Origin of the sequence: Bradyrhizobium tropiciagri, assembly GCF_018130505.1 — a bacterium.
Classification (GTDB): Bacteria; Pseudomonadota; Alphaproteobacteria; order Rhizobiales; family Xanthobacteraceae; genus Bradyrhizobium; species Bradyrhizobium tropiciagri_B.
The window spans coordinates 211,742-231,122 of record NZ_JAFCKH010000003.1; the positions used below are offsets into that span (position 1 = coordinate 211,742).

Consider the following 19,381-nt stretch of genomic DNA (forward strand, 5'->3'; position numbering starts at 1 on the left):
GCATTGCCGGGGCAAGGCGATCAATTTCCGGCCGCCCGAGCGATCTTGCAGCGTTGCGAAGCGTCTGCCGCCGAACCCGGGCCAAACGAAGCCTGGGTTTGGTGACATTGAACGGGATCACGGCGTCATCGCCGTGACATAGGTACGGCGATCACGCTGCGTGCGCGCCGAGCAGGGTCTTCGGCTCGAGATAGCTCTCCAGCCCGAACGGACCGTTCTCGCGGCCGAGACCGGATTGCTTCATGCCGCCGAACGGCGCCAGTGGCTCGTGGGCGGCGCCGTTGATCACGACCCGGCCGCTGTCGAGGCGGGCGGCGATCCGCCCGGCATGAACAGGCTCGCCGAACACGTATGCCGAGAGGCCGTAGGTGGTGTCGTTGGCGATCGCGACGGCGTCGTCTTCGTTGCGATAGGAGAGGATCGACAGCACCGGCCCGAAGATTTCCTCACGCGCGATCTTCATGTCATTGCCGACATCGGTGAAGACGGTCGGGCGGACGAAGTAGCCGGTCAGTCCATCGGGCCGGCCTTCGCCGCCGGTCAACAGCCGCGCGCCTTCCTCCTGGCCGATGCGGATATAGCGCTGGACGCGCGCCCATTGGGTCTGGCTCACCATCGGGCCGACCGTCGTTGCGGGATCGCGGGGATCGCCGACCTTCACCTGGGTTTCAATCGCGGACTTCAGCCGCGCCTCGAACTCCGCACGGCGCGTCTCCGACACCAGCACCCGCGTTCCGGCGATGCAGGCCTGGCCGGAATTCATGAAGCCGGCCTCGATCACACCTGGGATCACCGCGTCGAGATCGGCATCGTCGAGGATGATGGTCGGCGACTTGCCGCCGAGTTCGAGCGTCACCCGCTTCAGACTATCAGCGCTTGCCCGCACGATCGACTTGCCGACGGCGGTCGATCCGGTGAAGGAAATCTTCGCGACATCAGGATGGGCTGCGATCGCCGCGCCGACGTCGGCACCGTGGCCATTCACCAGATTGTAGACGCCGGCGGGCAGGCCGGCCTCGTGCAGGGCGCGCAGCACCACGTCGGTCTGCAGCGCGCTCATCTCGCTCGGCTTGATGACGGCAGTGCAGCCCGCGGCGATGGCATAGGCGAGCTTGTTGCAGATAAAGCCGGCATTCGAATTCCAGGGCGTGATCAGTCCGACGATTCCGACCGGCGCCATCACGACACGCGCCGAGCCGATCTCGCGCTCGAGCGGATAGTCCTTGAGCGTGTGTGTGGCGACCTGGATTGCGGCGGCTGCGTAATCGGCCATCCAGCTCGAGCGCGAGACGGGGGCGCCGTATTCGTCCAGCACCGCCTCACGGAGTTCGTCGATATGCGAGTGCATTGCGGCCTGCATCGCCTCGAGCATCTGCAGCCGCTCGGCCTTGCCGGTGCGCGCCATCGCGGGCAGCGCGCGCTTCGCTGCCGCGACGGCGGCATCGACGTCGTCGGCGTCGCCGAGGCGGACGCGACCGATCACCTCGCCGGTTGCTGGATTGTGCAGGTCGAACAGCTCGCGGCCGTGAGGCGCGACGAACCTGCCGTCGATGTAGATGTGCTCGATGGTGCGCATTTGATGTCTCCGCTGGTTGGCTTGGCGGAGATAGCCCTCGCGATTGCATGGAATTAGTGGTATTAAGCCGGATGAATTGATCCGGAAATCGGGATAATGAGCCGGGGGCGACTGATCGAGCTGGAGGCCGCCGTGGCGGTGGCGCGCCGGCGGAGCTTTCGCGCCGCGGCCGCCGAGCTCGGGATGTCGAGCACGGCCCTGAGCCAGGCGATCGCCGAGCTTGAGGCGCGGCTCGGCGTCCGCCTGTTCAACCGGACGACGCGCAGCGTCGCGCCGACGCCGGCCGGCGAGCAATTCGTGGCCGAGGTCGCGCCGGCGCTGACCGCGATCCGCGACGCTGCCGACGCCGTCAACCGACATCGCTCCACGCCGGTCGGCGTGTTGCGGCTCAACACCTCGCTCGGCGCGGCGCAACGGATCATGCGGCCGATCATCTTCGAATATCTGAAGCGCTATCCCGAGATGGCGATCGACATCGTCACCGAGGGCAGGCTGATCGACATCGTGCGCGAAGGCTTCGACGCCGGCTTTCGCCTCGCCGAGCAGGTGCCGGCCGACATGATCTCGGTGCCGCTCGGGCGCGACGAGCGGCTGATCGTCGTCGGCTCACCCGGTTATCTCGCCGGGCGCGGACATCCCGTCTCGCCGGCCGATCTGGCTGCGCACGACTGCATCCGCATGCGGCTGCCCGCCGGCACGGTCTACCGGTGGGAGTTCGAGAAGGATGGCGAGCAGCTGCTGGTGGACGTGTCCGGCCGGCTGACGCTGGACGATTCCGGCTTGATCCGCGAGGCCGTGCTGGCGGGATGCGGGCTCGCCTACGTGTCGGAGTGGGACGTCGCAAATGATCTGCGCGAGCGCCGCCTGGTTCAACTGCTCGCCGACTGGACCCCGCCATATCCGGGGATCTGTCTCTACTACCCCGGCCGCCGCCACGTGCCGGCCGGCCTGCGCGCCCTCATCGACCTGATCCAGGCGCGCCGCCGCAAAGGCAGAGGCTGATCGATGCAAGTCCAGAGCATGATGAGTTTTGCATCGATCAACGGGTTCCGATTCACCTCGCCCCGCGTGCGGGGAGAGGTCGGAACGCATCGTCAGATGCGTTCCGGGTGAGGGGGAGTCTCCGCGAGTCCACCTGTAACCGTTTATGCGGAAGCGGCCCCTCACCCCACCCCTCTCCCCGTAAGAACGGGGCGAGGGAGCGCAGCGCCGTCGCGGTCGCGATCTGACCTAATCTCAGAACTTCGCCCTGATGCCGGCATAGGCGGCGAGCGGCATGCCGGGAACGAAGGTATAGGGATCGGTGAGTTGCGCCATCAGATTGGGCACGCCGCGCGTGGTGCTGGCGAAACCGCCGGTCTGCAGGAAGGTGCCGCCGAGATAGTACTTGTTGTTGAAGACGTTGTTGATCAGGCCGAACACCTCGATGTTCGGTGTGATCTTGTAGGAGGTGTGCAGGTTCACGACCGCATAGGCCGGTACCTTCGGGTTCTGGTTGGTGTCGTCGCCGATCAGCCACTGGCTGCCGACGACGTTGACGTCGGCGCCGACCTTCCACGCGTCGGTGGCGAGATACTCGACACCGGCCTTGAACCGATGCGCGGGAATGCCCGGGATCTGATCGCCCGGCTTGACGTTGATGAACTGGACGTCGCTGTTGCTCGGATCGGTCTGCGCATACGGATTGTCGGGAGACGGCAGGGTATTCGCGCTCTGGAAGGTCGCGTTGATGTAGGTGTAGTTGGCGTAGGCGTTCCAGCGATTGACGCGGTATTCGAGCTTGGCCTCGATGCCTTGCCGCAGCGTCTGTCCGGCATTCTGGAAATAGCCGAAATTGCCGGTGCCGAGCGGGCTCGTCACCCGGATGATGTCGTCGTCGGACATGGTACGGAACGCGCCGAGGCCCCAGCTCAGTATCCCGGTTTTGACGTCGCGGCCCCAGCCGCCGCGGAAGCCGGCCTCGACGGTGTGCGACACCACCTGCTTGAGCGGCGGATCGGCAACCAGGAAGCTGTCGATGACGCAGGGGCGCGCGGGATCGGAGCAGCCGAGCTCCAGCGGCGTCGGCGCGCGATTGGCTTCCGAGTAGCCGGCATAGAAGGTGAGGTCCGGGGTGATCTTGTAGGTGCCGCCGATCACCGGGTTGAAGCGCTGGAAGCGGTTGTTGCTGTTGAGCAGCGGGTTGGTCCCGGTCTGGTCCTCAAGATCGATCTGCGCGAGATTGAAGCGGCCGCCCGCGGTCACCGCGAGGCGGTTGGTCACATCGAACGTGTCGGTGAGGTAGACGCCGGTGTAGGTGTTGGTGGCGTGCAGGTCGACCGGGGCGAGGCCGGCGTCGGGCTGGTTGATGAAGATGCCGGTGCCGTTCACGAACAGATTGTTCTGGTCGATGGTGCCGAGCTCGCTGGTGGCGTTGAACTTGGTGTAGCCGTGGTCGACGGCGACGCCCATCACGACGTGGTTGTCGTGGCCGAAGATCTTGTCGGTGTTGGTGACCTGCGCGGTGCCGCCATAGGTGTTGCTCGCGGCCCAGTTGCGGTCGACCTCGCCGAGGAACGCGGTGCCGAGCGTGTTTGGCACCGGCGTGGTGCCGAAGATCGGCAGGTTGTCGCTCGCGCCGTCGATGCACAGATTGCGGCCGCGGTTGCAGGACTCGACGTCGGTGCCGTTGCCGTCGGCATGGTATTGCCAGAAGCCGCGGTAGTAGAGATTGCCCTGGAACGACCACGTGTCGGAAAAATTGTGGTTCAGCGTCGCGTTGAGGAACGCGAGCTGCAGTCCGGTGGACTGCGGCCAGGTGTAGACGCTGGACCAGCGCTGATTGAGCATCTGCACCGGCGTGGCCGCGACGTTGCCGAGCTTGTTGTCGGCGCCGGTGAAGTTGACGTGCAGCTCGGTCGTGTCGTTGCGCGCGCCGACGTCGACATACATGCGGTTGATGTGCGAGGAATTGGCGTAATCCCGCCAGCCGCGATCGTAGGCGGATTCGAACGCGGCATAGGCGGAGACGTTGTCCTTCTGGCCGCCGGCCTGCACGCTGCTCTGCACCCGCCCGTAGGAGCCGCCGAACAACTCGCCCTCGACGCCCTGATAGGTGAAGCCGTTCTTCATCTGGATGCTGAGCGCGCCGCCGATCGCGTTGAGGCCGAACACTGGATTGTTGGGAAACAGCGCGAGGCGGTCGATCGCTTTCTCCGGAATGAAATCCCAGTTGACGACGTCGCCCCAGGATTCGTTGATGCGCACGCCGTTCTGGTAGACCGCGATCCCCTGCGGCGTGCCCTGGACCGGCGAGGCGTTGAAGCCGCGGTAGTTGAGATCGCGCTGGAACGGATTGCCGGTCTGGTCGCCGAGCGATACGCCCGGCAGCGAGCGGTTCACGGAGTCGAGGAAGTTGGTCGAATAGTTGTGGCTGAAATCCTGCGACGTCATGACCGCGGTGTTGGACGGGACCTTGTCGCGGTCGATCAGGCTGGCGTCGCGATCGGACTCCCCCGGCGTGCCCGCGCCGCCGGCCGGCACGGCGCCCGGCTGAGCCGGCGCGTTGGCGGTGCGCGTGCTCCTTGCGGTGCGGACCGCAGGCCGCCGGGCCGGCCTCGGGCTGCGCGTGCCCGAAAGCGGCGACGGCGCGATCACGTTGACGGCCGGCAATTCGGTCGGCTCGGGCGAGGCGGTCTGGGCTGACACGCGCGACGGCGCCACCGACAGCGCGGTGACAAGCGCGGGGGCAATGACCGACAGATGCCGCCCCAGACGGATTCCACCCCTACGCATACGTCCCCCAGACACTCGTCGCCCTGTTCGGGCTGTCTCGCGCGGCCCCAAACGCCTTTCGGCGCCGGCCTCCCTGGATGTCAGAGTGTCAAATTGTGATCGGGGAGTCATGCAGTTAAGTTCCCGATCCGGTTCGGGAAAAATTCCCGGTGTCCGCCTCGGCCGTTCGCAGGCGCGAACGCAGATGGGGGCCCGGCTTTCACCGGGCCCCCATCCATCAGTCGACGATCTCAGTCACGACGCCCGCACCGACGGTGCGGTTGCCCTCGCGGATCGCAAACCGCGACCGTGCCTCCAGCGCGATCGGCTTGTTGAGCTCGATCGTGAACTCGGCGCTGTCGCCCGGCATCACCATCTCGGCGCCATCGCCCAGCTGGACGGTGCCGGTGACGTCGGCGGTCCGGAAGTAGAACTGCGGACGATAATTGGCGAAGAAGGGCGTGTGGCGCCCGCCTTCGTCCTTCGTCAACACGTACACTTCCGCCCGAAAGGTCCGGTGCGGCGCCGCACTGCCCGGATGCGACAGCACCTGGCCGCGCTGCACGAGATCCTTGTCGATCCCGCGCAAGAGGCAGCCGACATTGTCGCCGGCCTGCCCCTGGTCGAGGATCTTCCGGTAGCTCTCGATGCTGGTTACCACCGACTTCCGGGTCTCGCCGAGGCCGACGATCTCGACCTCGTCGCCGAGCCTGACGACGCCGCGCTCGACCAGCCCGGTCACGACCGTGCCGCGGCCGGAGATCGACTGTACGCCCTCGATCGGCATCAGGAACGGACGATCCTTCGGCCGCTCGGGCAGCTCGATATAGCTGTCGAGTGCTTCGAACAGTTTGAGGATCGCCTGATCCGCCAGCGGACCCTGCTCGCCGCGCAGTGCCTGCATCGCGGCGCCACGGATGACCGGGGCGTTCTCGCCGTCGTACTGGTACTTCGACAACAGATCGCGCACCTCGATCTCGACGAGATCGACCAGCTCCGGATCGTCAGCGACATCGCACTTGTTCAGGAACACGACGATGCGCGGCACGCCGACCTGGCGCGCCAGCAGGATGTGCTCGCGCGTCTGCGGCATCGGTCCGTCGACCGCGGAGACCACCAGAATCGCGCCGTCCATCTGCGCCGCGCCGGTGATCATGTTCTTCACATAATCGGCGTGGCCCGGGCAGTCGACATGCGAGTAGTGGCGCACCGCCGTCGAGAACTCGACGTGGCTGGTCGCAATCGTCAGGATCTTCGTATCGTCACGCGTACCTTGCGCGGCCGACGCCTTGGCAACGTCCTGGTAGGACACGAACGCGCCCCAGCCCTTATCGGCCGAGACCTTCGTCAGCGCTGCCGTCAGCGTCGTCTTGCCATGATCCACGTGGCCGATCGTGCCAACATTGCAGTTGGGCTTGAGGCGGATGAACTTCTCTTTGGCCATGGGACACCTGTGGTGTTCGAGCTCCCGTGCTGGTTTGCACGACTCGAGGCACCGCGAGAGCTCGTTCGGCGCCCGGAGCCGCTTCCGCTCCGGGCCGCTTACCAATGTCAGGTGTGACGTGGTGAGGTCAGGTCCAAAGCAGATTGGCGGCGGACGAGGGTGCTAGCCCTCCCGTCATCAGCATCGATGCTCGCTGTGACTGCCGCATTGTTGGAAACCTGGTTGCTCTCTTCAGAAAACGAGGCGTGTACATAAGGGCTGACCGCGCCATTGGCAAGAGGCGGGCGTGCCGCGCGACCGCGCCGCGCTGGCATTCCCGCTGTCCGCGGCGTATAGTTTCGCGGGGGCAAGTGGCGGTTTACAGGAATGTCCATCTTCACGCGTCGAGCCGGCTTCGTACTGCTATCGCTGGCGCTCGGCCTGAGCGCGCCGGCGGCATCCGCCCAGTCGGACCCGGTGCGCTACTGGGTGCCGGGCTCGTTGTTCGGTTTCGGCGGCAGCTTCGCCGACGCCCAGAAGGCCGACACCTACGGGAACTTTCCGAGCTTCGACGGCGCCAACGCCCAGGGCGGCGACGCCTATTTGAACGCCAATCGTCCGGATGGCTGGTTCATGGCCAGCGAGGGCGGCCGCTTCGGCCTGAGCGGGCTCGGCCAGGCCGGCGCGTTCGGCTCGTATCAATATCAGGGCGCGCAGGTCGGCTACAATTTCAAGAGCGGCGATGGCTCGTCGCCAGTGACCTTCTTCGCCGGCTTCGACTCGCTGAAATACAATCCGCCCGGCGCCGGCGGCCCGCTGGCGCCGTTCAGCTCCGGCACCAATGCCGGCTATGCCGTGCGTGGCGGCATCGAGTACCGTCCGACCTCGAATCTCAGCCTGTCGATCGGCGCCAGCTTCGCCCAGCCGCAGGCGGAGCGCATGGACAGCGACATCAATTCGCAGTTGCTACCCGGCCAGTCCCCGCTGCTGTTCGGCGGGCGCTAAAGCGCATCGCGCTTTAGCTCTTTAGTTTGCGCATGACCTCCGCGCAAACGCTTGGCGTTTGTCGCGAGGGAAAACCGCTTCACACTTTTCCGGGTCATGCGCTAGCGCGTCAGCACAAGACTGCTAAACCTCGATCCTGATTCAACCATCGAGCAGCTCGCGCTCAAGAACACAGGATCGAAAAATCATGGACATGCAGGGCAAGATCGCGCTGGTCACCGCCGCAGCGTCGGGAGCCGGCCGCGCCGGCGCGCGCATCCTGGCGCGCGAGGGCGCCGCGGTTGCGGTCGTCGACCAGAACGAGATCGGCGCGAAGGCGGTGGTGGACGAGATCCGCAGCGGCGGCGGCCGCGCGCTGGCGCTGGCCGGCGATCTCCGCGACGACGCTTTCTCGCGTGACATCGTCGCCGCCACGGTGAAGGAATTCGGCGCGCTCGACTGCGTGTGGAATCATCTCGGCATTCCCGGGCCGTCTGTCATCGACGATCTCGACGGCTGGGACCTCAGCATCGATCTCAATCTGCGCTCGCAGCTGATCACCACCAATGCCGCGCTCGCGCAGATGACAGCGCGGCGCAAGGGCAGCATCCTGTTCACGGCATCGACCTCGGGGCTGACCGGCTCGCCCTGGAGCCCGACCTATTCGGCGGCCAAGGCCGGCGTGATCGGGCTGTCGCGGGCGCTCGCCAAGCGCCACGCCAAGGACGGCATCCGCGTCAACGCGATCTGCCCCGGCGCGATCGACACGCCGATGCTGCGGGTGTTCGTCAACCGGCCCGACCAGGCGGGCCACAACGAGGCCGATCCGGAAGAGCTGATCAAGGCCGCGGTCACCCGAAACCCGATGGGCCGCGCCGCGCGCCCCGAGGAGATCGCCGAGGTCGCGGTGTTCCTGCTGTCGGACAAGGCCTCGTTCGTCACCGGCATCGCGATGCCGGTCGACGGCGGCACGCTGGCTTAGGAACCGAACAGGTTGTAGCCCGGGGTCAGCAGGCCGAGCGGATCGTAACGCCGCCTGGCCTCGCTCAGCATCGACCATGCGGGGCCGAAATGCTGCTCCCAATCCTGCGGTGTCATCGGCAGGGCGCTGACCGGATACTGCACGCCACCCGCGCGGCGGATGCGATCGTAGAGCAGCCGGTTCTTCGCCAGCGCCTGCTTGACGCTCGGCGCATCGGGGAAGGGCTGGATGTGGACGACGTTGACGCAGAACGCCACGCCGCCGTTCGGCCAGCGGACTAACGGCGTGCCGGAGACGTGACGCAGCGGATAGAAGGTCACGCGTCCGAGCGGGCCGATCTCCTCGGCAGAGAGATGGCCGAGAATTTCCTCGGTCACCTCTTCGGCATTGACGTTGGGCAAGAAGCTGAACAGCCAGGGATGCGGGCTGGACCACAGGCCTTTCGATCGCAGCAGCGCTTCAAGTTTGGCAAAGGCAAGCGCGTCGTCGTGAAAGCTCAGGTCGGTGGTGACTGACGTCTCGCGATTGGCCGACAGCGCGGCGAACACGGCGTTGTCGTCCGGCGGCGAAGCGGCGTCGTAGAACAGCGCGCCTTCGAGCTGGTACCGCCAGCCTGATTTGCCGTCGGGGAGAATCGCGCCCTGTAATTGATCGAAGCGATCGTCCTGCAGCGCGCGGCGCTGTACCGTCGCCAGCGAGGCGAGGTCGGGATAGAAGACCTGATACCGGCGCACGCGTTTCGGCGCGCTCACGAGCTTCAGGGTTGCGCGCGTGATGAGGCCGCATTGGCTGAGACCGGCCCTGACGGCATCGAACAGATCCGGGTTCGATTGCCGCGAGCAGGTCAGTTGCTCGCCGCTTCCGGTGACGACGTCGAGCGCGAGCACATTGTCGGTCTGCATGCCATGGCGCGACGTGCTGCCGCCGATGCCGCCGACCGCGATCGTGCCGCCCACGGAGAGGCCGAGATAGTTGGTGAGCACCGGCGGCGTGAGGCCTTTCGCCAGCGTGGCGTCAAGCACGCGCGCCCAGGTCGCGCCGGCGTCAACAACGATGCGATCGGCGCCGATCTCGTGGATCGTGTCGAGCGAGTTCATCTCGATGACGACGCCGTCTTCGGCGAGCGCGCGGCCGTAGGTCGAGTGGCCCTGTCCGCGTGCCGCGACTTTCTGTTCCGACTTGCCGGCGGCGCGGAGCACGGCGCTGATGTCGGCGGCTGACGCAGGCTTGACCACGGCGCGCGGCTGCTTCTGCACGATGTTGCCGAAATCGCGGGAGGCCGCGGCGCGATCTTCCACATTGCCGCCGAGCGCCGCGGCAGCCGGAATCCAGTCGCATGCATAGTGCCGCAGCTCGCCGCTTGCCGCCGGCCATTCGCAGCCTTGCGCCTGCGCCGGCATCGCGGCGAGCCCGGCGCGGGACGCGAACGCCGCGGTCATGCAAAGTCCTGCGCCGAGCAGGGTGCGCCTGTCCGTGGTCATGGAGCTCTCCTCAACTGTGCAATGGCGGCACGTCGCGTTGCCGTTCATCTGCACAATGGGTTCGGCTCTCTGGCTGGACAATCAGCGTGGGCCGGGAAGGACCTTCTCGCAAAGCGGGAGAATGGGCCGGCGGTGCATCGGCGTGTCAGAGCCGTTCGTGCTTCAGCCGCGCGGCCAGCATGTCGGCAAACAGGCGCGTCTTTGCCGGCGGCATGCCGCTCGGGGGAAACACCGCATAAATCGGCATGCGCGGTGCCTCGAACTCGTCGAGCACGATCTCGACTGCGCCCTCGTTGAAGAGGTCGCGGATCTGCCAGAACGGTCCGTAGCCGAGGCCGAGCCCGTCACGCGCCGCCGCGCAGAGCGCTGCCGTGTTGTCGCTCTCGAAGCAGCCGTTGACCCGCATCGTCTTCAGTTCGCCGTCGATCTGAAAGCGCCACGGCGCGGGCTCGCCTTCACCTGTCGTGCGCAGTACGCAGCGATGCTGCGCGAGCGCGTCGGGATGATCCGGGCGTCCGTAACGGGCGAAATAGCGCGGCGCGCCGTAGACGACGGTCCGGATTTCGCCGAGCCGCCGGGCCTTCAGCGACGAATCCGGCAATTCCCTGATCCGCACCGCAATGTCGAAGCCGTCGCCGACCACGTCGATGGCGCGGTCCGACGCCTTGAGCTCGGCCTTGATCAGGGGATAGCGCGCGATGAGATCCGCGATCACGGGCACCACGAAGCTCGATGCGAACTGCACCGGCGCTGCGATGCGCAACAGGCCGGACGGTTCGGCGCGCTGGCTCGCGGCTTCCAGCCGGGCCTCGCCGATCTCCGCAAGCGCCGGCTTGACGCGCCGGTAGAACGCCAGCCCCGCCTCGGTCGGGAATGATTGCCGTGTCGTCCGCCGCACCAGCTCGACGCCAACGCTGCGCTCCAGCGTCATCAGCGACCGGTTGACCGATTGCAGCGAGCGGCCGAGGCGGCGCGCCGCCGCCGTCTGGCTGCCCGCCTCGATGACAGCGAGAAAGGCCTCGATATCCTCCATCGAGCCACCTCATTCTACCTGATGGCGAGAGAATATGATGACGCGCTGGAATTGTAAGGGCGGAGCTCGGGGGGAACCCGAGGGCAGTCGATGGGCCTGAATCGAAAAGGACCGTCAGCATGTGACGGTCCTTTTCTGCCGGTTGAAATAGGTCCTTTAAAAACTCAGTCGTGAAAAAAAGCTTTGTAAGTTACGGTAATGCCGGCAGGAATTGTATTACGGCCGTCTTGGCTTGCCATAAATCCGGATCAGTACGGTGTTCCGCCCCGTGGAACCACGGGCGGTACGCAGGGCGCGTAGCCCGGAGCCAACGGGTCGCGAACGCGCGCCCGATGACTGGCTCCGCGCGATGCGGGATTCGATATCGCGGACGGGCCGTTCCCGGATTTCGCTGCGCTCCATCCGGGCTACGGGTCAGTGCCTGGCTCAGCCTGCCTTGCGCATCTTGGTGAGCAGGTAGTTGTCGTAATAGTTCTCCGCGATCTGCGTGTAGAACAACACTTCCTTCATGTAGGCGTCGTGGCTCTCGCGCGTCTTCTTGAACAGCGGGCTCTTCTCGGACAGCTCGTTGAGATGGTCCTGCGTGGCCTGGTAGCAGGCTTCCATCACCGGCTGCGGGAAGGCGCGCAGCTCGGCGCCGCCGGCGACCAGCCGCTTCAGCGCGGCCGGATTCACGCTGTCGTATTTTTCCAGCATCCAGGCGCCTGCCGCCGCACCGGCCTGGTTCAGCACCGCCTGGTACTGCTTGGGCAGCGCATTCCACTTCTCGTCGTTGACGATCATGTGCAGCATCGCGCCGCCTTCCCACCAGCCGGGGAAGTAATAGTACTTCGCCACCTTGTAGAAGCCGAGCTTCTCGTCGTCATAGGGGCCGACGAATTCGGCGGCGTCGATCGATCCCTTCTCGAGCGCGCCATACACGTCGCCACCAGCGATCTGCTGGGGCACGATGCCGAGCCGTGCGAGCACATGGCCGCCCATGCCGGCGATACGAAATTTGAGGCCCTTGAGGTCGTCGACGGTCTTGATCTCCTTGCGGAACCAGCCGCCCATCTGGGTGCCGGAATTGCCCGCCAGGATCGCATGCGCCTTGAACGGCTTCAGCGCCTCGTTGCAGAGGTCGGCGCCGCCGCCGAACGCCCACCAGGATTCCTGATGGCGATGGTTCATTCCAAACGGCACGCCGGTGGCATAGGCCAGCGCCGGCTCCTTGCCGATGTAGAAATAGAGCGGGGTCTGCGCCATCTCGACGGTTGCCGAGCTGACCGCGTCGAGCGCCTGCAGGCCGGGTACGAGTTCGCCGGCCGCGAAGGTCTGGATCTGAAACTTGTTGTCGGTGACATCGGCAACGTATTTCGCAAAGGTCTGCGCGGTGCCGAAGATGGTGTCGAGCGACTTCGGGAAGCTCGACGTCAAACGCCATTTGATCTCCGGCATGCCCTGCGCGATCGCGGGTGCGGCAACCAGCGTGGTTGCGCCGGCGAGGGCGCCGCCTTTGAGGAACGTACGGCGTTTCATGATGGGCTCACTCCTTTGGGATGGCGGGTCGGCCAGGGTTAGGCGCCTTCGGGGCGCGTTGGCTGGTATCATTACTGGCTTCAGGGCAGGCGTGGAAGGTGGCCCGGGCCAAGCCCCGGCGCCGTCTGTCGCACGGCTGACGGGCCGCCGGGGCTTGTCAAGCCGCTGCAGGACGCGCAGTTTGTAGCCACGCTCCCGAGCAGCGAAGCTCGCGATTGCGGGCATCAGGTCATGATCAGGAACGGGCTATATCTGGCCGAGACGAGATTTCTTGACGGCGTCGAGGCCTACAACCGGCATGTCATGGTGCTGCGTGACGGCACGATGCGCGGCGGCGGGGGCTTCTACTACACGGTCGGCAGCTACACCAGCTCCGGTGGCAAGTGGAAGGGCGAGATGACCAGCCGGGAGCATTCGCCGATTTCCGGCACTTATCCCTGGGCCCGCAAGACCATCAGCATCGGCTTCACCGGCACTTATACGGATGAGTCCGCCGAGTTCGAAGCCACCGCGCTGGCCGGCAAGCAGTCGTTCCGCTTCAGGTCCAACTACACGCTGCTGCACGCGGATTGAGCCATGGCGCCGATCGGCGCCATGGCGGCCGATCGCGCGTCAGTCCTTGTATTCGCAGCCGAGCCGGGCCAGCGTCTCGTCGACCCAGCGGCGATCCGGGTTACCGTCGAGGATCTGCTGAATCGCCTTGTCCTCGCTCGCCTTCTTGGCCTCTGTCAGTTTGCAGATATCGGCGGCCTCGGCATAGGGCACGCACAGCACGCCGTCATCATCGGCTACGATCAGATCACCCGGCTCGACGATCATGCCGTCGATCGAGATGGCGCAGTTGATCTCGCCCGGGCCGTCCTTGTAGGGGCCGCGATGCGCGACGCCGGCGGCGAACACCGGGAACGCGCCGGCGCGGATCGCGCCGGCATCGCGGATCGAGCCGTCGATCACGAAGCCCGCGACGCCCTTCTTCTCGGCGAGCGTCGACATGATCTCGCCGATGATGGCATTGACCAGTACGCCGCCGGCATCGACGACGATGACGTCGCCGGGCTGCGCCATGTCGATCGCCTTGTGCACCATCAGATTGTCGCCCGGCCGGGTCTTGACGGTCAGCGCCGGGCCGCCGAGCCAGCCGCCGGCATGCATCGGCCGCAGCCGGTTGGTGCCAGCGATCCGCGACATCACATCGCTGATGTTGGCGACGGGAAGCGGGCGGAAGCGCTCGACCAGGTCGTGCGAGATTTTTCGTTTCGCCTTGTGAATTGCAAATCCTATGGCCATCGGTTTTCTCCGGTTGTTCTGTTGGGCGCGATCAATGTGCGCGGCGGTCGAGATGGGCGTTGAGGCGAGGATAGACGCGGCGGGCGTTGCCTTCAAAGATCTTGGCCTTGTCCTCCGCGCTCAGCGGCAATGCGTCGATGTAGCGGCGGGTGTCGTCGAAGTGATGCCCGGTCTCGGGATCGATGCCGCGCACTGCGCCGACCATCTCCGAGGCGAACAGGATGTTCTCGACCGGGATCACCCGGGTCAGCAGCTCGATGCCGGGCAGGTGATAGACGCAGGTGTCGAAGTAGACGTTCTTGAGCAGATGCTCCGACAGCGGCGGCAGCTTCATGTCCTGCGCCAGGCCCCGGTAGCGGCCCCAGTGATAGGGCACCGCGCCGCCGCCATGCGGGATGATGAAGCGGAGCGTCGGGAAGCGCTTGAACAGGTCCGAGGTCAGGAACTGCATGAAGGCGGTGGTGTCGCCGTTGATGTAGTGCGCGCCGGTGCCGTGGAAGCAGGGATTGCAGGACGATGAGACGTGGACCATCGCCGGCACGTCGAGCTCGACCATCTTCTCATACAGCGGAAACCACCATTCGTCGGTCAGCGGCGGATCGCACCAGTAGCCGCCGGCCGGATCGGGATTGAGGTTGCAGCCGACAAAGCCGAGCTGTGTGACGCAGCGCTCCAGCTCCGCGATGCAGTTTTTCGGCTGCACGCCGGGGCTCTGCGGAAGCTGGCAGACCGGGACGAAATTGTTCGGAAACAGGGTGCAGACCCGGTGCACCATGTCGTTGCAGATCGTGGTCCATTCGACGCTGGTGGCTTCCTTGCCGACATGATGCGCCATGCCGGCGGCGCGCGGCGAGAAGATGGTGACGTCGGTGCCGCGCTCCTTCTGCAGCTTGAGCTGCGCGCCCTGGACGCTGTCGCGGATCTCGTCGTCGCTGATGCCGAGATTGGTGGTGAGCGGGCGGCGGCTCTTGTCGGCGAGCCCGGCGAGCTGCTTGTCGCGGAATGCGTGCAGTTTCGGCGGCTCGGTGGTGTAGTGGCCGTGGCAGTCGATGATCATGGTCGGGCTCTCTCGTTTCTCTCTAATTCAATGCGCGACGGGTGACGTGATTGCTCCCGTCATCTCCGCTTCGCGCGGCTTGACGCGCATGGTGGCGGCGATGGCGGCTGCGATGACCAGGAAGCCGGCGATGCCGACCAGCGCCCAGGAGAAGCTGCCGGTGGAGTCCTTGATCAGGCCGATGCACCACGGGCCGATCAGCCCGCCGAACTGCGCCAGCGTGTTGACGACCGCGATCGAGGCGGCGCCGGCGGCTCCGGTCAGGAGCGAGGCGTTGATGCTCCAGAACAGCGGATTGCCGGCGTTCAGGCTGAAGCCGACGATGCAGAGGCAAATGAAGGCCAGCACCGGGCTGTGCACATAGGCGCTGCCGAGCATCGCGATTGCGGCGAGTAGATAGACGCCGGCGAGATGAAACTTGCGGTCGCCGGTCTTGTCCGAGCTGCGGCTGACCACGATGGTGCCGATGACGCCGAGCAGCGGCGGGATCGCCGAGAGGAAGCCGACCTGGATGTTGCTGAGGTCGCCCATGCCCTTGATGATCTGCGGCAGCCACAGCAACAGGCCATAGATGCCGACCAGCGCGCAGCCGAACAGCAGCGCCAGCAGCCAGACCCGGATATCGAGGATACAGTCGATCAACCTGTGCTGCCCTTGTTGTTCGATCTCGGCCCGCTCGGCGGCGAGCTCGCCCTCCAGCCAGTCTGCCTGCTCCTTGGTGAGCCAGCTCGCCTTGGCCGGGCGGTCGGTCAGATAATAGAGCGTGAACAGGCCGAGCAGAATGGTCGGCACGCCCTCGGCGAGGAACATCCACTGCCAGCCATGCAGGCCGGCGGCGCCGTCGAACCAGGTCATGATGCTGGTCGAGATCGGCCCGCCGAGCACGGCCGAGAACGAGCCTGCGATGATGTAGCCGGCGACCGCGCGGGCGCGATAGCGCGAGGGAAACCAGTAGGTCAGATACAGCACGACACCCGGCATGAAGCCGGCTTCCGCGACGCCGAGCCCGAACCGCATCACATAGAGGCTGAGCGGATCCCAGACGAAGGCGGTGAGCGCCGCGACCAGGCCCCAGGTGATCAGGATACGGGCGAGCCAGATCCGCGCGCCGAGCAAGTGCAGCATCAGGTTGCTCGGGACCTCCAGCACCATGTAGCCGAGGAAGAAGATGCTGGCGGCAAAGCCGAAGATTGCCGGGCTGAGGCCGAGATCCTTGTTCATGGTGAGCCCGGCGTAGCCGAGGTTGATGCGGTCGAGGTAGTTGAAGAACATCATCACGAACAGGATCGGGATCAGCCGCCAGTAGACGCGGCGGATGGTCTGGCTCTCGAGGTCGCTGACGGAAGCTTGGGCCATGGTTTCCTCTCTTGTTGTTATTGATGGCCGATAGGGTTGACGGGGATGGGCCTCGTCACATTCCGCCGCGATTTCGCATGGCTGACCGGCTGCTTGCGCTGCGCTCCTGCGCCGGATCGTGATGCATATTGCGGCCGTCTCCCGTTGGAGCGTCGGCATTTTCACGCCAACATCGGGAAACGGTGCCGTGGGGTCAAATACCTGTTTGGCCGCTCACTTATAGGGAAACGGAATAAGCGATGGACTACAGGCAGCTTCGCTATTTCATTGCCGTCGCCGAGGAGCTCAGCTTCAGCCGCGCCGCCAAGCGGCTGCATGTCAGTCAGCCGCCGCTGAGCACACAGATCAAGGCGATGGAGGAGGAACTCGGCACCCAGCTGCTGTCGCGGACGCGGCGCGCCGTGGCGCTGACCCAGGCCGGCCAGTTGTTGCTGGAACATGCGCGGCGCGCCGTCGGCGAGCTCGATCTCGCGTCGGAGACCGTGCGCCGTGCCGCGCGCGGCGAGGCCGGTGTGGTCCGCGTCGGCTTCACCGACTCGGTGCCGATGCTCGACATGTTCGCCGAGCTGTTCCGCAGCTTTCGCGCCAGCTATCCGCGGGTCAAGATCGAGCTGCGGCACATGTCGACGGCGAAGCAGCTGCAGGCGATTGCGGATGCCGAGCTCGATGTCGCGATCATGCGGCCGCCGTTGGATTTCCGCCCCGCCGCCGATCTTCAGGTGCATGTGGTCTGGCGCGACCGGCTGATGGTGTTCCTGCCGGTCGACCATCCGTTCGCCGCCGCGCCGGGTAAATTGAAGATGGCGGATCTCGCCGATTACGAATTCGTCGGCATGGTCGAGAGCGGCTGCGGCGTCGGCGACCAGGCAGCGATGCTGTGCCGGCGCGCCGGCTTTGCGCCGCGCATCGCGCAGGAGGCGCACGAGCTGCGCACGGTCCTGAGTCTCGTCGCGGCGGGGATCGGGATATCGATCCTGCCGTCCTGCTACCAGCAGGCCGGCGTCATGAACGTCGTCGCCAGGACGCTGGATACGGTGGATGCCGAAAGCCGGATGCTGGTAGCGATGCGCTCCAGCGCCTCGCTGCTGCCGCGCCGCTTCGTCGAATGCGCGCTGCAGGCGGCGTCGCGGAGTGCGCCCGCGCTCGTGCCCGATGTCGCGGCGGCCGCTCGCTAGGACCGCCGGTTCACAAGGAAGCGCGTGATCACGCCGCCGAGCTTTTCGTGATCGAGCGGCGCGGCGAGCGAAGCCTTGGCTGATGCGACCACGGTTTCGGGCGCGCGGCCACGGTGCAGGTCGCACAGCGCGTCGGCATAGCTCGCGGTGAATTCCGGATGCGGCTGCACCGACAGCGTGGTGCCGCCCTCGTAGAGCAGCCCGGCATGCGGGGCGAAATCCGACGACATGATGGTGCGCGCCGAGGCCGGCGGCGCGATGACCTGGTCCTGGTGCGAGCAGGCGACTGCGATCTCCTCGCCCGCGAGCAGGCCGTTGTCCTGCGCCAGCCGATAGACGTGGCGTCCCATGCCCCAGCCCTTGTCGGACTTACGCACGGTGCCGCCGAGCGCCTGCGCGATCAGCTGGTGGCCGAAGCAGACGCCGACCGTTGGAATGCGTTTTTCATGGGCCGTGCGCACGAAGGCTTCGAGCGGCGCGATCCAGTCGAAGCCGTCATAGACGCCGGCCGGGGATCCCGTGATCAGGATCGCGTCGAGGCCCGCGGGATCCGGAAGCGGCTCGCCGCCGGGAATGCTGACGACGTCGCAGCCGATCTGCGGGTCGGCGGCGGCGATCATCCGCGCGAACATCTGCGGATAGGTGCCGTGGTCCGCGCGGAGTTGCGCGTTGACTAGGCCGGTTTCGATGATGGTGATGCGGGGCATGGCAGGGTTCGGCCAAAGGTAAGCTGACCAAGGGTAAGCTGACGCGTGCTTACCCCGAAACGGCGGCCGTCCTCAAGCCGTGGCTGGTGGTCAGTTCCGCTGCGTCGCAGCCGGCGCGATCGTCGCGGTGTGCTGCGCGGTCGCCGGCGTCGTGCTGACGATCGCCGGCTCGGTGCGGTAGCGCGGCAGCTGGTCCTCCAGCGAATAGCCGACGCAAAGCGCGAGGCTCGACCACACCGCCATGCTGAAATACAGCGACATCCAGGCGATCTCTTCCCGCCACTCGGCGATGTCGTGGGTGACGACCCAGCGCGTGCTGACGTCGCGCCAGCCCTCGAGCGGATGCAGCAGCGTCCCGCCGGCGGCGAGCTCGGCGCGCCAGCGGTTCAGATACATCGGCACGTCGACAGTCATCAGGAAGGCGAGATAGCCGGCGATGCCGACGATCGACACGATGAAGGCCCAGCGCACCGGGCCGTGAAACTCCGGCAGCAGGCGGCACAACGCGATCCCGACCAGGAAGAACACCACGGCCCAGATCGAATTCTCGATCGCGTTGCCGAGATAGTGCGTGGTCAGCACCGCATACCAGGAGAAGGCCTCCGCGATCAGGATCAGCGGCACGATGATCCAGGCGATCGTCATGGTGGTCTCTGCGCCGGTCATGCTGCCGAGCTGGTGCAGCACGATCGCCCATTGCGCGGCGAAGCAGACCTCGGCGACGGTGGCGACGGTGCGGCCGACCGCGACGCTCGACAGCCAGGTGTCGAACAGGCAGATGCGCTGCACGTCGGCACGCGGCAGCACCGAACGGAACGCGCAGCCGAACACATAGCCGGCGCAGAGCAGCAGCATCAGGCCGATGCCGGATGTGTTGCTCAGGCTGCCGCTGCTCTGCTCATGGAATTGGCGGTACAGCACGAACCAGATTGCGACGTTGGCGCCGCTGACCAGGGTCAGCAGGCTCCACCACTGGACCACCGGATTCGACCAGGCCAGCGAAACCGGCCGTGCCTGACGCTTCATGCTCAATTCACTGCTCCGCGTGT

At 66.0% G+C, this 19,381-nt stretch carries 16 protein-coding genes; 5 read left to right on the top strand and 11 right to left on the bottom strand.

The genetic code is table 11. The features are described 5' to 3' along the window. Positions 1-151: 151 nt before the first annotated feature. The gene (locus JQ633_RS08620) at positions 152-1,576 is read right to left on the bottom strand and encodes an aldehyde dehydrogenase family protein (RefSeq protein WP_211984522.1); all 1,425 of its coding nucleotides are present in this window, start codon (positions 1,574-1,576) and stop codon (positions 152-154) included. Between the two features lie 96 nt (positions 1,577-1,672). On the opposite strand from JQ633_RS08620, the gene JQ633_RS08625 reads away from it, so the two are divergent. Beyond that, positions 1,673-2,578: a LysR family transcriptional regulator gene (locus JQ633_RS08625; protein ID WP_211984524.1), complete on the top strand. Its 906-nt coding sequence runs from the start codon at positions 1,673-1,675 to the stop codon at positions 2,576-2,578. Between the two features lie 234 nt (positions 2,579-2,812). Here the strand turns inward: JQ633_RS08625 and JQ633_RS08630 are convergent, their stop codons facing one another. Both JQ633_RS08630 and tuf read right to left on the bottom strand, forming a co-directional pair. After that, positions 2,813-5,350 (bottom strand): TonB-dependent receptor, encoded by a 2,538-nt coding sequence (locus JQ633_RS08630; protein ID WP_283812760.1) that lies wholly within the window; start codon positions 5,348-5,350, stop codon positions 2,813-2,815. A gap of 217 nt (positions 5,351-5,567) precedes the next feature. Continuing rightward, positions 5,568-6,773: an elongation factor Tu gene (gene tuf, locus JQ633_RS08635; protein WP_211984526.1), complete on the bottom strand. Its 1,206-nt coding sequence runs from the start codon at positions 6,771-6,773 to the stop codon at positions 5,568-5,570. 366 nt (positions 6,774-7,139) lie between these two features. Between tuf and JQ633_RS08640 the strand changes: the two genes are divergently transcribed. Further along, positions 7,140-7,757: an outer membrane beta-barrel protein gene (locus tag JQ633_RS08640; RefSeq protein ID WP_249159025.1), complete on the top strand. Its 618-nt coding sequence runs from the start codon at positions 7,140-7,142 to the stop codon at positions 7,755-7,757. Positions 7,758-7,944: 187 nt separating this feature from the next. After that, positions 7,945-8,718, top strand: coding sequence for an SDR family NAD(P)-dependent oxidoreductase (locus JQ633_RS08645; protein WP_211984528.1), 774 nt, complete (start codon positions 7,945-7,947; stop codon positions 8,716-8,718). On the opposite strand, the gene JQ633_RS08650 is transcribed toward JQ633_RS08645, so the two are convergent. The 3 genes from JQ633_RS08650 to JQ633_RS08660 form a co-directional block, all read right to left on the bottom strand. Next, positions 8,715-10,199: an FAD-binding protein gene (locus tag JQ633_RS08650; protein WP_249159026.1), complete on the bottom strand. Its 1,485-nt coding sequence runs from the start codon at positions 10,197-10,199 to the stop codon at positions 8,715-8,717. The two genes, JQ633_RS08645 and JQ633_RS08650, sit on opposite strands and share 4 nt — an antisense overlap. 145 nt (positions 10,200-10,344) lie before the next feature. Beyond that, positions 10,345-11,232: a LysR family transcriptional regulator gene (locus tag JQ633_RS08655; RefSeq protein WP_211984530.1), complete on the bottom strand. Its 888-nt coding sequence runs from the start codon at positions 11,230-11,232 to the stop codon at positions 10,345-10,347. A gap of 426 nt (positions 11,233-11,658) precedes the next feature. Beyond that, a complete protein-coding gene (locus tag JQ633_RS08660) occupies positions 11,659-12,750 on the bottom strand; it encodes a TRAP transporter substrate-binding protein (protein WP_211984532.1) in 1,092 nt (363 codons plus the stop codon). A 231-nt stretch (positions 12,751-12,981) separates the two neighbouring features. Here JQ633_RS08660 and JQ633_RS08665 point away from each other — a divergent pair, with 231 nt between their 5' ends. Beyond that, the gene (locus tag JQ633_RS08665) at positions 12,982-13,323 is read left to right on the top strand and encodes a hypothetical protein (protein ID WP_211984534.1); all 342 of its coding nucleotides are present in this window, start codon (positions 12,982-12,984) and stop codon (positions 13,321-13,323) included. Positions 13,324-13,362: 39 nt separating this feature from the next. Here the strand turns inward: JQ633_RS08665 and JQ633_RS08670 are convergent, their stop codons facing one another. The 3 genes from JQ633_RS08670 to JQ633_RS08680 are packed head-to-tail and all read right to left on the bottom strand — an operon-like array spanning position 13,363 to position 16,450. Then, positions 13,363-14,037, bottom strand: coding sequence for an RraA family protein (locus JQ633_RS08670; protein ID WP_211984536.1), 675 nt, complete (start codon positions 14,035-14,037; stop codon positions 13,363-13,365). Between the two features lie 31 nt (positions 14,038-14,068). Continuing rightward, positions 14,069-15,094: an amidohydrolase family protein gene (locus JQ633_RS08675; RefSeq protein WP_211984538.1), complete on the bottom strand. Its 1,026-nt coding sequence runs from the start codon at positions 15,092-15,094 to the stop codon at positions 14,069-14,071. Between the two features lie 27 nt (positions 15,095-15,121). Beyond that, positions 15,122-16,450: an MFS transporter gene (locus tag JQ633_RS08680; RefSeq protein WP_211984539.1), complete on the bottom strand. Its 1,329-nt coding sequence runs from the start codon at positions 16,448-16,450 to the stop codon at positions 15,122-15,124. Between the two features lie 239 nt (positions 16,451-16,689). Here JQ633_RS08680 and JQ633_RS08685 point away from each other — a divergent pair, with 239 nt between their 5' ends. Further along, positions 16,690-17,625, top strand: coding sequence for a LysR substrate-binding domain-containing protein (locus JQ633_RS08685; RefSeq protein ID WP_211984541.1), 936 nt, complete (start codon positions 16,690-16,692; stop codon positions 17,623-17,625). Here the strand turns inward: JQ633_RS08685 and JQ633_RS08690 are convergent. Both JQ633_RS08690 and JQ633_RS08695 read right to left on the bottom strand, forming a co-directional pair. Continuing rightward, positions 17,622-18,332, bottom strand: coding sequence for a type 1 glutamine amidotransferase (locus JQ633_RS08690; protein ID WP_211984543.1), 711 nt, complete (start codon positions 18,330-18,332; stop codon positions 17,622-17,624). The genes JQ633_RS08685 and JQ633_RS08690 overlap by 4 nt on opposite strands. A 90-nt stretch (positions 18,333-18,422) precedes the next feature. Further along, positions 18,423-19,358, bottom strand: a complete 936-nt coding sequence (locus JQ633_RS08695; RefSeq protein WP_211984544.1) for a hypothetical protein — start codon at positions 19,356-19,358, stop codon at positions 18,423-18,425. Positions 19,359-19,381 lie beyond the last annotated feature (23 nt).

What these genes read in the sequence shown, in the direction of transcription:
- JQ633_RS08660 (WP_211984532.1), bottom strand. Translation starts at nt 12,750, where the DNA reads ATGAAACGCCGTACGTTCCTCAAAGGCGGCGCCCTCGCCGGCGCAACC.
- JQ633_RS08620 (WP_211984522.1), bottom strand. Translation starts at nt 1,576, where the DNA reads ATGCGCACCATCGAGCACATCTACATCGACGGCAGGTTCGTCGCGCCT.
- JQ633_RS08665 (WP_211984534.1), top strand. Translation starts at nt 12,982, where the DNA reads ATGATCAGGAACGGGCTATATCTGGCCGAGACGAGATTTCTTGACGGC.
- JQ633_RS08650 (WP_249159026.1), bottom strand. Translation starts at nt 10,199, where the DNA reads ATGACCACGGACAGGCGCACCCTGCTCGGCGCAGGACTTTGCATGACC.
- JQ633_RS08685 (WP_211984541.1), top strand. Translation starts at nt 16,690, where the DNA reads ATGGACTACAGGCAGCTTCGCTATTTCATTGCCGTCGCCGAGGAGCTC.
- JQ633_RS08670 (WP_211984536.1), bottom strand. Translation starts at nt 14,037, where the DNA reads ATGGCCATAGGATTTGCAATTCACAAGGCGAAACGAAAAATCTCGCAC.
- JQ633_RS08675 (WP_211984538.1), bottom strand. Translation starts at nt 15,094, where the DNA reads ATGATCATCGACTGCCACGGCCACTACACCACCGAGCCGCCGAAACTG.
- JQ633_RS08645 (WP_211984528.1), top strand. Translation starts at nt 7,945, where the DNA reads ATGGACATGCAGGGCAAGATCGCGCTGGTCACCGCCGCAGCGTCGGGA.
- JQ633_RS08630 (WP_283812760.1), bottom strand. Translation starts at nt 5,350, where the DNA reads ATGCGTAGGGGTGGAATCCGTCTGGGGCGGCATCTGTCGGTCATTGCC.
- JQ633_RS08625 (WP_211984524.1), top strand. Translation starts at nt 1,673, where the DNA reads ATGAGCCGGGGGCGACTGATCGAGCTGGAGGCCGCCGTGGCGGTGGCG.
- JQ633_RS08640 (WP_249159025.1), top strand. Translation starts at nt 7,140, where the DNA reads ATGTCCATCTTCACGCGTCGAGCCGGCTTCGTACTGCTATCGCTGGCG.
- JQ633_RS08690 (WP_211984543.1), bottom strand. Translation starts at nt 18,332, where the DNA reads ATGCCCCGCATCACCATCATCGAAACCGGCCTAGTCAACGCGCAACTC.
- JQ633_RS08655 (WP_211984530.1), bottom strand. Translation starts at nt 11,232, where the DNA reads ATGGAGGATATCGAGGCCTTTCTCGCTGTCATCGAGGCGGGCAGCCAG.
- tuf (WP_211984526.1), bottom strand. Translation starts at nt 6,773, where the DNA reads ATGGCCAAAGAGAAGTTCATCCGCCTCAAGCCCAACTGCAATGTTGGC.
- JQ633_RS08695 (WP_211984544.1), bottom strand. Translation starts at nt 19,358, where the DNA reads ATGAAGCGTCAGGCACGGCCGGTTTCGCTGGCCTGGTCGAATCCGGTG.
- JQ633_RS08680 (WP_211984539.1), bottom strand. Translation starts at nt 16,450, where the DNA reads ATGGCCCAAGCTTCCGTCAGCGACCTCGAGAGCCAGACCATCCGCCGC.